The sequence below is a fragment of the Haloactinopolyspora sp. genome, from assembly GCF_027324685.1.
Lineage (GTDB): Bacteria > Actinomycetota > Actinomycetes > Jiangellales > Jiangellaceae > Haloactinopolyspora.
The window spans coordinates 42,599-54,716 of sequence record NZ_DAHVSH010000078.1 but is presented as its reverse complement, the minus strand read 5'-3'; the positions used below and the strand labels follow the sequence as shown (position 1 = coordinate 54,716).

The following is a 12,118-nucleotide window of genomic DNA, read 5'->3' as shown; positions in this document are numbered from 1 at the left end:
CGGATCCCAGATCGAAGGGGTCACCCGTGACGGGCTTCAGATCGCGCTCATGGCTGCCCTCACCGAGTCGAACCTGCGGATGCTGGCCAACACCAGCGTCTACCCCGACTCCGGGAATCACCCCAATGACGGGGACGCCTCCGACCACGACAGCCTCGGCCTGTTCCAGATGCGACCCCAAGCCGGGTGGGGCACCGTCGCCGACCTCATGGACCCCGTCTACCAGGCGCGCGCGTTCTTCGGCGGCCCTACTGGCCCCAACCACCCCTCACCCCGCGGCCTGCTCGACATCCCCGGCTGGCAGACCCTGTCGAAAGGTGAAGCCGCCCAAGCCGTCGAGGTGTCGGCCTACCCCGACCGGTATGCGAACTACGAGCCCGTCGCCGAACAGATCCTGACCACCCTCACCACCCCCAGCACCACCAGTCCACCATTGCCGGAGACCGGGCGTGTGGTCTTCCCGCTTCCTGAGGGCACCTGGGTCACCACCTCGCGGTTTGGGATGCGGGTCCATCCCATCACCGGGGAGAACAAGCTCCACACCGGCGCGGACTACTCCGCACCCGACGGCACCCCCATCCTCGCCGCCGCCGACGGCATCGTCACCCACGCCTCGATGTCCGGCGGGTACGGCGGGCTGATCATCATCGAACACACCACCGGCGGGCAGAAGATCGCCACCGCCTACGCCCACCTGTGGGAGACCGGCATCCACGTCAATGTCGGCGACCAAGTCACCGCCGGACAACACATCGGCGATGTCGGCTCGGCCGGCTACTCCACCGGCGCACACCTGCACTTCGAACTCCGCCAAGGCGGCAGCGACGGCGAGTTCACCGACCCCCAGCCCTGGCTCGACCAACACACCAGCGGCAACCTTCCAGCCCCCACCACACCGGTCGAGCAGGAAGGCTGCAACCCGGCCGCGACCCAGCCCGCGCCGCCCCAAAGGCCCGATGCCGGAGACCCGGACCGCAAGGTCGATGACCCCACCACCGACGGACAGATCACCGCCCGCATGCTCCACGTCTACACCCAAGCCCTCACCGCCTACCCCGACAGCTCCTGGGCCTGCTACTCACCCCGCCCCGGCACCAAATCCGAACACCCCCTCGGACGAGCCTGTGACGTCACCTTCGGCAACGCCATCGGCTCCCGACCCACACCCCAGCAGCTCGAAGCCGGATGGGCGCTGACGAACTGGCTCCAAGACAACGCCGAAACCCTCGGCGTCGAGTACCTGATCTGGCAAGGCCAGATCTGGTCCCTCGCTCGCGATGCCGAGGGCTGGCGCCCCTACAACGGCGGTGGCATGCACGACCCCACCGACGTCACCGGCGGCCACTACGACCACGTCCACATCACCGTCAAAGAATAAGGTCCGGAGTTACATCTAATGTAAGATTCGTACCTTAGATGTAAGTCGGAATCACGCTGTTCCGCGGAACCAAAGCCGTCTCCAACCTAGCAGCGTCACCGCCGCCTGACCAGGGGTTTCGCTACTCATCTTACATCTGATGCATGATTCTTACATTTAATGTAAGGTCGTGGCATGGTGTTCTCAGACGATCAGGTACCCGGCACGGGGGTCTTGTCGTCTGGCAACGTGTCGCTTTTGCGGCCGGCGGAGCAGTTCTTCGATGAGATGGTGGCGGGCTGGTCGGCACAGCAGACCTCGCGGATGCTCGCGGTGCAAACCATCAAGACCAGGGCCTCGCAGGTACGCCGGTTCGCGGACTTCTGCAACGCCCCGCCGTGGGAGTGGTCACCGGCTGACGTGGAGGAATGGACAACCTCGCTCGTCTCCGGACCGCGGCCGCTGTCTGTGTCGACGGTGCGGGCCTATCAGAACTCCGTGGCGCTGTTCTGCGACTACCTGGTCGATCACCGCTACGGCTGGGTCGATCGCTGCGTCGATCTGTTCGACACGCATCCGGTGCAGGTCTGCCACGAGTGGAACACGGTCATCCATACCAGCGACCACGAGGCACGGCCGGACGTGCGACCGCTCTCGCGGGATGAGCTGCAGATGTTCTTCGACTACGCCGATGACCTGGTGGATCAGGCCCGCTCCTCCAAGCGCAAGGGATGGCTGACGCTGTTCCGCGACGCCACGCTGTTCAAGATGATCTATGCGTTCGGGTTGCGTCGGCGCGAGGCAGCGATGCTCGATCTGCCGGACTTCACCCGCAACCCGCAGGGCTGGGAGTTCGGCCGGTTCGGGGTCTGCAACGTCCGCTGGGGCAAAGCGATGCGCGGCTCGCAGCCGCGCCGCCGGGCGGTGCTGGCCGTGTTCGGGTGGACCCGGCCGGTGATCGAGGAGTACGTGAGCGAGGTTCGGCCTCGGTTCGACCTTGCCGACAAGACGATCCTGTGGCCGACCGAGCGACAAGGGCGCATCCGGCTCAAGCACATCGACGACCGGTTCGCCGAGTGGCGCGATGATCTCGGCCTGGACCCGTTGCTGCACCCGCACTGCTTGCGGCACTCGTATGTGACGCATCTGATCGAGGACGGCTACGACCCGTTGTTCGTCCAGCAGCAGGTCGGGCACCGCTGGGGCTCGACCACCGCCCTCTACACCGGGGTCTCCGGTGACTACCGCAACCGCACCCTGCGCCGCGCTCTCGACGGCGCGTTCACCCCACCGACAGCGATCGAGGGAGGATCACGATGACGAAGACCGTCGCCTATCACTGGCACCTACGCAAGGTGATGAACGAACACGGCATGCAGGTCACGACCGATCTGGTGCCGCTGCTGGCCGACCGGGGCGTGGTGATGACCTCCACCCAGGTCTACCGGATCGTGGTCGGCCAACCCGAGCGGCTGAACATGCAGTTCCTCGCCGCGCTCTGCGACATATTCGGCTGCACACCGGCCGACCTGATCGAGCCCTACGTCGAGTCGGCGTCGCGGCGGGGCCGCAAGACCGGCACCGCGGGTGCGGTCAAACCGCCGACGAGCGGGAGCAAGAACCGCCCGACCCGAGCGGTCATCACCCCTGCGGACGAATGACCGGCGCCGGTGGCGAACACGATCGTCCAGGGCATCTGCTTTCGCTGCGGCCGGCTGAAGTCTCTGCGCTGGAACCACACGCTGGATCGGGGTGAGTGCCGCGCCTGCCGCGCTCACCGGTCACCGATCGAGACCTGCACCGGATGCGGACGCCAGCGCAGGGTCAACGCCCGCACCGACGACGGCGGCGCGGTCTGCGTGACCTGCTATGCCCGCGACCATCACCCTGAGGATGCCTGCGACGAGTGCGGCATGATCGGCCCGCTGGCGACCAGAGCTGGCGGGAAGCGACCCGGCGCGGCGAACCTCTGCGGTCGCTGCTATCGGAACCCGTGCCGGGTCTGCGGCGTCTGCGGCAGGCTCAAACGAGTCGCCTTGAAAGCCACCGCGACCAGCCCGGACGTCTGCCCGACCTGCTACCAAGCGCCCGTGATCGACTGCTCTATCTGCGGGCAGCAGGCTCTCGGGCGACGCACGACGAATCACGGCCGACCACGCTGTTTCGCTTGCCAAGCAGCCCAGCAGATCGACGCCGCTCTCACCGGCCCGGACGGGGTGATCCGGCCAGAACTGAAACCCGTCCGCGACGCCCTCACCGAGCTCGAACGACCCCGATCGCTGCTGACCAACTGGCACGATCTGGCATCCTTGCGTCTGCTGACCTCGATCGCCCGCGGCCAGGTCGACCTCAGTCACGACGCGCTCGATGCGCGGCCACAGATGTTCTCGGTGACCTATCTGCGCGCGATGCTCGTCGCCGCGGGCACCCTGCCGCCTCGTGATGAGAACGCCGCCCGACTGCACCGATACGCCGCAGACGTCGTCGCCGAGGTGAGCGATCCCGAGATGCGCGGCGTGCTCACCCGCTACGCCCGCTGGCACGTCGTCGGCCGCGCCAAGACCGACCGGCACGACCGGATCGCGCCGAACGCGGCCGCCCGCTGCCGGGGCGACATCGACACTGCCCGCGCGTTCCTCGACCATCTCAGCTCCGGCGGCTACGACCTCGATGACTGTCCGCAAGACCACCTTGACGCCTGGATTACCACCGACCGGAGCCGCCGCCTCGGGTTCGTCCGCTGGCTCAAACGAGGCGGCTACCTCCGGCACGTCTGGCTCCCTGAGCCGGTTCCGGCGAAAGACCCGGCCCACGACGTCGACCCCGAAGAACAGCTCGCCCTGGTTCGCCGGCTGCTACACGAGCCCGGTAGCGCCAGCATCGAAGACCGTGCCGCAGCCTGTCTGATCCTGCTCTACGCCCAGCCGGTCGCGAAGATCACCGCCCTGATCACCAGTGACATCGAGGTCCGCGATGGTGAAACCTACCTGCGTCTGGGCTCCGAGCCGGTGTTGCTCATCCCGCCGCTGGATGCGCTGGTGACCGCCTTGCCGGTCGCCAAGCCATTCGGGGCGGCGAGCAGGCTGGCTGATTCCCGGTGGCTGTTCACCGGCAAGAACGCCGGCACCCACTTGCATCCCGCCTCGCTCCTACGCCGGATGCACCAGCTCGGGGTGACTTCCAGAGCAAGCCGGAACACCGCCCTGCTGCATCTGGCCTCGACCACACCACCGGCGGTGTTCGCCTCACTGATCGGCGTCAGCATCGGCACCGCGACCCGCTGGGCCGGTCTCGCCGGAACCTCCTGGAACCGTTACGCGACCCTGCCGCGCTGAACCCGTCTCAGCACGACGAGGCAGGGCCACCGTCGGTCAGGGCCTGCGGGTCGAGGGCGCTGCTGAGCATGGACAGGATCTCGGGCACGATTGCGTAATAGGCCCACTTGCCGCGCTGCTCGCGGGTGACCAGGCCGGCGTCGACGAGCTGCTTCATGTGATGCGAGACCGTGGGCTGGGAGAGCCCGACCGGTTCGGTCAGGTCGCACACGCACGCCTCCCCGCCGGACTGCGCCGCGATCATCGACAACAACCGGACCCGGGTCGGGTCACCGAGCGCCTTGAACATCCGCGCCAACCGCTGGGCATCCTCGACCGCGAGCACCCCGCCCGTGACCGGAGCACAGCACCCACCCGCATCGGCGGCGATCAGTGGCAGCGAAGTCGTCATGGCCCTGATCCTACGCCACGCATTGACAACTGTCGATGCATCGACGAACATCAATACGTAGATGACGAGTCCACCCGACCGAATGGAGCACGCCATGAGTGAGAACACCGAGCTGCGCGAGCAGGTCCGCGCCCGCTACGCGCAGGCCGCGACCGCCGTGACCCGCGGCACCCGCAACGCCGACCTGCTGGCTGAGGAGACCCCCGCGGGCTCGTGCTGCACCAGCACGCCCGCCGTGGAGGAGGCCGATTCGGGTTCGTGTTGTGCTCCGACCGAGCGCAGCTTCGGCGCGGGCCTCTATGACGAGGCGACCGCCGCCGGCCTGCCCCTCGAAGCGATCGAGGCGAGCCTCGGCTGCGGCAACCCGACCGCGGTCGCTGAGCTGCATGAGGGTGAGCGGGTGCTCGACCTCGGCTCCGGCGGCGGCATCGACGTCCTCTTGTCGGCCCGCAGGGTCGGCCCGACCGGGTTCGCCTACGGCGTGGACATGACCGACGAGATGCTCGCGTTGGCCGAGAAGAACAAGACCGAAGCCGGGGCGGAGAACGTCGAGTTCCTCAAGGGCACCATCGAGGACGTGCCGCTGCCCGATGGGTCGGTGGATGTGGTGATCTCCAACTGCGTCATCAACCTGTCCACCGACAAGCCGGCGGTGCTCGCCGAGATGTTCCGCGTCCTCACCCCCGGTGGGCGGATCGGGGTCTCCGATGTCGTCGCCGAAGACCGCCTCACCCCCGAGCAGCGGGCCGAGCGCGGCTCCTACGTCGGCTGCATCGCCGGAGCCCTCTCCAAGACCGAGTACCTCGACGGGCTCGCCAAGGGTGGTTTCGCGGATGCGAGCGTGGAGTTCACCCACGAGGCCGCCGACGGGATGCACGCCGCGATCGTCCGCGCCACCAAGCCTGCCAACTGATCCCGAGCTGACGAGGAGACTGAGCAGCACGATGCCCGCACCCCAGAACATCACCAGCATCGCGACCCCGACGCAGGCCCCGGCCGCGAAGCGCCTGTCCACGTTGGACAAGTGGCTGCCGGCCTGGATCGGCCTGGCCATGATCGCGGGTCTCCTCCTGGGCCGGTTCGTGCCCGCCCTCTCGGACCTGCTTGCTCGGATGGAGGTCGGCGGGATCTCGGTGCCGATCGGCCTGGGACTGCTGGTGATGATGTACCCGGTGCTGGCGAAAGTCCGCTACGACAAGATCGCCGCCGTCACCGGAGACAAGCGCCTCCTCGTCTCGTCCCTGCTGCTGAATTGGCTGCTCGGCCCGGCGGTCATGTTCGCCCTCGCCTGGCTCTTCCTACCGGACCTGCCCGAATACCGCACGGGCCTCATCATCGTCGGCCTGGCCCGCTGCATCGCGATGGTCGTGATCTGGAACGACCTCGCATGCGGCGACCGGGAAGCCACCGCCGTGCTGGTCGCGATCAACTCCGTATTCCAAGTCGTGATGTTCTCGGTGCTCGGCTGGTTCTACCTCACCATCCTCCCCGGCTGGCTCGGCCTCGACACCCAAGGCCTGGACGTCTCGGTCGGGCAGATCGCCCTCAACGTCCTCGTCTTCCTCGGCGTGCCCCTGGTCGCGGGGTTCGCGACCCGCTGGATCGGCGAGAAACGCCGCGGCCGGGCCTGGTACGAAGAGCGCTTCATCCCGAAGATCGGGCCGTGGGCGCTGTATGGGCTGCTGTTCACGATCGTGCTGCTGTTCGCCCTCCAAGGCGACGCCATCACCTCCAACCCGCTCGACGTCGCCCGGATCGCTCTGCCACTGCTGGTCTACTTCGCGCTCATGTGGTTCGCGGGCCTCCTGCTCGGCAAGGCACTGGGCCTCGGCTACGCCCGCTCGACCACGCTGGCGTTCACCGCGGCAGGCAACAACTTCGAGCTCGCCATCGCCGTCGCCATCGGCACCTTCGGCGCCACCAGCGGCCAAGCCCTCGCCGGGGTCGTCGGCCCGCTGATCGAGGTGCCCGTCCTCGTCGGCCTCGTCTACGTCTCCCTCTGGACCGCCAGAAGCTGGTTCCACACCAACCCCTACCAGACAGAAACCGAGGCATCATGACCACCCCGCAGCTCCCGATGGTCTTGTTCGTCTGCGTCCACAACGCCGGACGATCGCAGATGGCCGCCGCCTACCTCAATCGCATGGCGGCGGGTCGCATCGAGGTCCGTTCCGCCGGCTCCGAACCCGCCGACCAGCTCAACCCCGCCGTAGTCGAAGCTATGCGCGAGGTCGGGATCGACATCACCGCCGAACGCCCGAAGCTGCTCACCCCCGACGCGGTGAAGACCTCGGATGTGGTGATCACGATGGGGTGCGGGGATACCTGCCCGATCTTCCCCGGCAAGCGCTACGAGGACTGGCAGCTCGACGATCCTGCCGGGCAAGGACTCGACGCCGTGCGCACGATCCGCGACGACATCGAGAACCGCGTCCGCGCCCTCGTCGCTGAACTGACCTGACCCTGGGCCGCCCGGCGCACCTGCCGGGCATGGACCTCTCCCTCTTCACACATAGCCCCGGCCAGGACTGGCCGGGGCTATTCCGTCATCTCCATCATCGGACCCTGCCGGTAAGCGTCGGCGTCGGCGGCGAACGTCCGCCCGTGGCTACTCGCCCGATCGCCCCGACAGCTGCTCGACCAACAGCAGCAGAGCCGAATGGTCCAGCGAGCCGTGACCCTGAGCGCGGGCGGAGGCCATGAGGGTGGCGGCCAGCGACCCGAGCGGGGTGGCCACACCGGCCTCCCGCGCGGCGGCCGCGACGATGCCGAGGTCCTTGTGGTGCAGGTCGACGCGGAAGCCGGGGGTGAAATCGCGCCGCAGCATGGCCGGTGCCTTGCGATCGAGCACGGCGCTCCCGGCCAGACCTCCGGAGAGCACATCCACCGCGCGGTCCCGATCGACGCCATGAGCGTCCAGGAACACCAGAGCTTCTGCGACCAGTTCCATGATGCCCGCGACCATCAGCTGATTCGCCGCCTTGACGGTCTGCCCGGAGCCGGCCGGGCCGACGTGGACGATGGTGGAGCCCAACGCGTCCAGGACGGGGCGCATCGAGGCGAACGTGTCGGTGTCCCCACCCACCATGATCGACAGCGTGGCGTCGATGGCGCCTTGCTCGCCGCCGCTGACGGGTGCGTCCAGGAAGCCGACGTCGTGGCGGCCGGCGGTCTCGGCGAGCGTGCGGGCGACGTCCGGGCGGATCGTGCTCATGTCGATGAGCACGGCGCCGGGGCGGGTCGTGGCCAGGACGCCGTCACCACCGAGGACCACCGACTCGACGTCGGGGGAGTCGGGCAGCATCGTGATCACGACGTCCGCACCGGAACACGCGTCGGCGATGGACTCCGCCCGCCGGCCTCCGGCGGTGACGAGACCCTCGACCTTGTGGGGGCTGCGGTTGTACCCGGTCACGTCGAAGCCTGCAGCCACGAGGTTGGCGGCCATGGGGGCGCCCATGACGCCCAGGCCGATGAATCCGATCGTCGTCATGAAAGAACCCCTTGGTCGTACCAGGTGAACGGGTCGGTGTCGTCGCTGCGATACTCCAGGGCGACCCAGCCCCGGTAGCCGCCCGAACGCAGCTCGTCGATCCAGGACTGCAGCGGCAGCTCGCCGGTGCCGGGAGCGCCTCGGCCCGGTGCGTCGGCCACCTGGACATGCGCGATGCGGGCGCGATGCCGGTCGATCGCGGCGCGGACGTCGTCGCCGTTGGTCGCCAGGTGATAGACGTCGAGCAGGAGCGCGAGGTTGTCCGCGCCGGTCTCCTGCTCCACGCGGTCCAGGACGGCGATGACGTCGTCGGCGGTGCGCAGCGGGTAGGCGGCCGCGCCGCTGACCGGCTCGACGAGCACGGTGCCGTCGATCCGGGCTAGCTCGGTGGCGACCGCCGCGAGGTTGCGCACGGCCAACTGGTCCTGTGCCGCGGCCGTGCTTTCGGGGTGCCGGTTGCCGTAGAGCGCGTTGAACAGGCGGCAGCCCAGCTCAGCGCCGATCTGTGCGGCCAGCTCCGCGCTGGCGCTAAGTTCCTCCGCCCGGCCCGGCCACGAGACCACGCCACGGTCACCGGCAGGCATGTCGCCGGCGAAGAGGTTGAGCGCGGCCAACTGCAAGCCGGAGTCGCGCACGGCTGTGACGAACGCCTCGACCTCCGGGTCGGACGGCGTCGCGGTGGCGAACGGCCACCAGAACTCGACAGCAGTGAAACCGGCAAGCCGCACAGCTTCGAGGCGAGCCGGCACGTCGCGGTCGGTCAGGAGGATCGAGCAGTTGACGGCGAACGACGTGCTGGTCATCGCGATCGAGCATAGGCGGTCGCCGTGACGCGGTGAGCATCAGGCGATCATGCAGCGTTGACGGCGCTGGGGACGCCGCAGCCGTCTCATGATCGGGACGGCTTCACTCCCAGCGGGATGGCGCCCGGCGGCCCGCCTGCCCGGAAAGCGTGGTATTGGCGGCGGGCGTATACCCTTCTAGCTGTGTCGAGCAGTCATTACGTCGCGCCCGGTGCCACGTATGCAGGTGCGGGTGTGGACATCGAGGCTGGTGACCGCGCCGTCGAGCTGATGAAGGAAGCGGTCGCCCAGGCGCAGCGACCCGAGGTGGTCGGCGGTCTAGGCGGCTTCGCCGGGCTGTTCGACGCCAGCGCCCTGAAAACCTATCGACGCCCGCTGTTGGCCACCAGCACCGACGGCGTCGGCACCAAGGTCGCCGTCGCGCAGCGGATGGACGTCCACGACACCATCGGCTTCGCCCTGGTCGGCATGGTGGTCGACGACATCGTCGTGTGCGGCGCAGAGCCGCTGTTCATGACCGACTACATCGCCTGTGGCCGCGTCGTCCCCGAACGCATCGCCGCGATCGTCCAAGGCATCGCGGCGGCCTGCGCGCAAGCCGGGTGCGCCCTCACCGGAGGCGAGACTGCCGAGCATCCTGGCCTGCTCGGGCCGGACGAGTACGACATAGCCGGAGCCACCACCGGCGTCGTCGAGGCCGACGACCTGCTCGGCGCCTCCCGGGTCGGCAGCGGCGACGTCGTCATCGCCCTGGCCTCGTCCGGGTTGCACGCCAACGGATACTCCCTCGTCCGGCATGTGTACTTCGATGTCGCAGGCTGGGACGTCCATCGCGACGTCGCAGAGTTCGGACGTACACTCGGTGAGGAGTTGCTGCAGCCGACGCGGATCTACGCGCAGGACTGCCTGGCACTGGCCCGTGAAACCGATGTGCATGCGATGTCGCATGTGACCGGTGGCGGGTTGGCGGCGAACCTCGAACGGGTGCTGCCGTCAAACACGTCGGCTGTCCTCGAGCGATCCACGTGGACGCCGCAACCCATCTTCTCGGTCACGGCACGAATCGGTGGCGTGGCCGAAGCTGAACTCGAACGGACGCTCAACATGGGCGTCGGCATGGTCGTGATCGTCGCCGCTGGAGCCGCCGATCACGCGTTACGCGTCCTCTCCGCGAGAGGAGTGGAGTCCTGGGTCGTCGGCGAGATCGTCGACGGCAACGGTTCGGTTCACCTGCGTGGACGGTACGCCACCTGAGCCATCGCAGGAGCCAAGCGACACGTGACAGCCGGCCGCGACGGAGGGGCCCGCCACGATCGTGTCGAGCACGTCTCATGAGGAGTCGTACATGCCCCCTGCTGCTGATCTGTCATCGCTGGAAGCCGAGGTCGTCCGGCGCAATCCGGCCGAAACGGAATTCCATCAGGCGGTGCGAGAGGTGCTGGAATCGCTCGCCCCCGTCGTCCACAAGCATCCCGAATACGCTGACGCGAAGCTCATCGAGACGATATGTGAGCCGGAGCGACAGATCATCTTCCGGGTGCCGTGGGTCGACGACTCCGGTGAGGTGCAGGTCAACCGAGGTTTCCGGGTCGAGTTCAACTCCGCGCTCGGCCCCTACAAGGGAGGCATCCGCTTCCACCCGTCGGTCAACCTCGGCATCGTGAAGTTTCTCGGGTTCGAGCAGATCTTCAAGAACTCACTGACCGGGCTGCCGATCGGTGGCGGCAAAGGAGGCGCCGACTTCGACCCGAAGGGACGCTCCAACGGCGAGGTCATGCGGTTCTGCCAGTCGTTCATGACCGAGCTCTACCGGCATCTCGGTGAGTACACCGACGTGCCGGCGGGCGACGTCGGCGTCGGCAGCCGCGAGTTGGGCTTCATGTTCGGCCAGTACAAGCGGATCACCAACCGGTACGAGTCCGGGGTCATCACCGGCAAGGGGCTCGTGTGGGGCGGAGCGCAAGTGCGGACCGAGGCCACCGGGTACGGCACGGCCTACTTCGTCAACGAGATGCTCGCCGCGACCGGCACCGCCTTGGAAGGCCTCGACGTCGTGGTGTCCGGCTCCGGCAACGTGGCGATCTATGCGATGGAGAAGATCCGGCAACTGGGCGGCAATGTCGTCGCGTGCTCGGACTCCAGCGGCTACGTCGTCGATCACAAGGGGATCGATGTCGACCTGCTCAAGCAGATCAAAGAGGTCGAGCGCGGTCGAATCAGCGACTACCTCCGGGAGCGCCCCGAGGCGACCTTCGTGTCGGACGGCTCGGTCTGGGACGTGCCGTGCGAGGTCGCTCTGCCGTGTGCCACGCAGAACGAACTCGATGAGTCGGCGGCCAAGAAGCTGGTCGCCAACGGCGTCAAGGCTGTCGCCGAAGGCGCCAACATGCCGTGTACGCGCGAGGCCGTCCGGACCTTCCGTGAGAACGGGGTCGCGTTCGGGCCCGGGAAGGCCGCCAACGCCGGCGGCGTGGCCACCAGCGCCCTGGAGATGCAGCAGAACGCCTCACGTGACTCGTGGACGTTCGAGCACACCGAGGAGCGATTGCGCCAGATCATGCGCGACATCCATGAGACGTGTCACGAGACCGCGGAAGAGTACGGGCGGCCTGGCGACTACGTTCTGGGTGCGAACATCGCCGGATTCACCCGGGTGGCAGAAGCCATGGCGGCATTCGGCGTCGTGTGACGCCGCACGGTGACCGGGTCTGCCGGGCTTGGGTACGCCCCGCCCGGCAG

At 67.9% G+C, this 12,118-nt stretch carries 12 protein-coding genes; 9 read left to right on the top strand and 3 right to left on the bottom strand.

Annotated elements, in window-relative coordinates; all coding sequences use genetic code 11:
- The 4 genes from M6444_RS08710 to M6444_RS08695 all read left to right on the top strand — a co-directional run.
- On the top strand, window positions 1-1,378 hold a 1,378-nt coding region (locus M6444_RS08710; RefSeq protein ID WP_298325657.1), incomplete at its 5' end, for a M23 family metallopeptidase.
- A 174-nt stretch (window positions 1,379-1,552) separates the two neighbouring features.
- Window positions 1,553-2,677, top strand: a complete 1,125-nt coding sequence (locus M6444_RS08705) for a tyrosine-type recombinase/integrase (RefSeq protein WP_094429396.1) — start codon at window positions 1,553-1,555, stop codon at window positions 2,675-2,677.
- The gene (locus M6444_RS08700) at window positions 2,674-3,018 is read left to right on the top strand and encodes a helix-turn-helix transcriptional regulator (protein WP_298325649.1); all 345 of its coding nucleotides are present in this window, start codon (window positions 2,674-2,676) and stop codon (window positions 3,016-3,018) included. Before M6444_RS08705 ends, M6444_RS08700 begins: the two co-directional genes overlap by 4 nt.
- A gap of 429 nt (window positions 3,019-3,447) precedes the next feature.
- Window positions 3,448-4,692: a hypothetical protein gene (locus M6444_RS08695; RefSeq protein WP_298325646.1), complete on the top strand. Its 1,245-nt coding sequence runs from the start codon at window positions 3,448-3,450 to the stop codon at window positions 4,690-4,692.
- 7 nt (window positions 4,693-4,699) lie between these two features.
- Here the strand turns inward: M6444_RS08695 and M6444_RS08690 are convergent, their stop codons facing one another.
- Window positions 4,700-5,083 (bottom strand): metalloregulator ArsR/SmtB family transcription factor, encoded by a 384-nt coding sequence (locus M6444_RS08690; RefSeq protein WP_094429398.1) that lies wholly within the window; start codon window positions 5,081-5,083, stop codon window positions 4,700-4,702.
- Window positions 5,084-5,177: 94 nt separating this feature from the next.
- Here M6444_RS08690 and arsM point away from each other — a divergent pair, with 94 nt between their 5' ends.
- From arsM to M6444_RS08675, 3 genes are read left to right on the top strand one after another with little or no spacing between them, the layout of a single operon-like run.
- Window positions 5,178-5,996, top strand: coding sequence for an arsenite methyltransferase (arsM, locus tag M6444_RS08685; protein WP_094364498.1), 819 nt, complete (start codon window positions 5,178-5,180; stop codon window positions 5,994-5,996).
- Between the two features lie 31 nt (window positions 5,997-6,027).
- The gene (arsB, locus tag M6444_RS08680) at window positions 6,028-7,143 is read left to right on the top strand and encodes an ACR3 family arsenite efflux transporter (RefSeq protein WP_094364330.1); all 1,116 of its coding nucleotides are present in this window, start codon (window positions 6,028-6,030) and stop codon (window positions 7,141-7,143) included.
- Entirely contained in the window at window positions 7,140-7,544 is a 405-nt protein-coding gene (locus tag M6444_RS08675; protein ID WP_094364331.1) for an arsenate reductase ArsC, read from the top strand. Before arsB ends, M6444_RS08675 begins: the two co-directional genes overlap by 4 nt.
- A 147-nt stretch (window positions 7,545-7,691) precedes the next feature.
- Here the strand turns inward: M6444_RS08675 and M6444_RS08670 are convergent, their stop codons facing one another.
- Window positions 7,692-8,576 carry a 2-hydroxy-3-oxopropionate reductase gene (locus M6444_RS08670; RefSeq protein ID WP_298325627.1) on the bottom strand — a complete coding sequence of 295 codons (885 nt, stop codon included), beginning with the start codon at window positions 8,574-8,576 and terminating at the stop codon, window positions 7,692-7,694.
- Complete coding sequence (locus M6444_RS08665; RefSeq protein WP_298325625.1) at window positions 8,573-9,379, bottom strand: TIM barrel protein; 807 nt, start codon at window positions 9,377-9,379, stop codon at window positions 8,573-8,575. Before M6444_RS08665 ends, M6444_RS08670 begins: the two co-directional genes overlap by 4 nt.
- A 183-nt stretch (window positions 9,380-9,562) precedes the next feature.
- Between M6444_RS08665 and purM the strand changes: the two genes are divergently transcribed.
- Both purM and gdhA read left to right on the top strand, forming a co-directional pair.
- Window positions 9,563-10,633, top strand: coding sequence for a phosphoribosylformylglycinamidine cyclo-ligase (gene purM / locus M6444_RS08660; protein ID WP_298325622.1), 1,071 nt, complete (start codon window positions 9,563-9,565; stop codon window positions 10,631-10,633).
- 91 nt (window positions 10,634-10,724) lie between these two features.
- On the top strand, window positions 10,725-12,068 hold the full coding sequence (gdhA, locus tag M6444_RS08655) for an NADP-specific glutamate dehydrogenase (protein ID WP_298325620.1): 1,344 nt from the start codon (window positions 10,725-10,727) through the stop codon (window positions 12,066-12,068).
- Window positions 12,069-12,118 lie beyond the last annotated feature (50 nt).

Coding starts and splice junctions, on each gene's coding strand:
- M6444_RS08670 (WP_298325627.1), bottom strand. CDS start 8,576: ATGACGACGATCGGATTCATCGGCCTGGGCGTCATGGGCGCCCCCATG.
- M6444_RS08705 (WP_094429396.1), top strand. CDS start 1,553: ATGGTGTTCTCAGACGATCAGGTACCCGGCACGGGGGTCTTGTCGTCT.
- M6444_RS08675 (WP_094364331.1), top strand. CDS start 7,140: ATGACCACCCCGCAGCTCCCGATGGTCTTGTTCGTCTGCGTCCACAAC.
- arsM (WP_094364498.1), top strand. CDS start 5,178: ATGAGTGAGAACACCGAGCTGCGCGAGCAGGTCCGCGCCCGCTACGCG.
- M6444_RS08690 (WP_094429398.1), bottom strand. CDS start 5,083: ATGACGACTTCGCTGCCACTGATCGCCGCCGATGCGGGTGGGTGCTGT.
- M6444_RS08700 (WP_298325649.1), top strand. CDS start 2,674: ATGACGAAGACCGTCGCCTATCACTGGCACCTACGCAAGGTGATGAAC.
- M6444_RS08665 (WP_298325625.1), bottom strand. CDS start 9,379: ATGACCAGCACGTCGTTCGCCGTCAACTGCTCGATCCTCCTGACCGAC.
- gdhA (WP_298325620.1), top strand. CDS start 10,725: ATGCCCCCTGCTGCTGATCTGTCATCGCTGGAAGCCGAGGTCGTCCGG.
- arsB (WP_094364330.1), top strand. CDS start 6,028: ATGCCCGCACCCCAGAACATCACCAGCATCGCGACCCCGACGCAGGCC.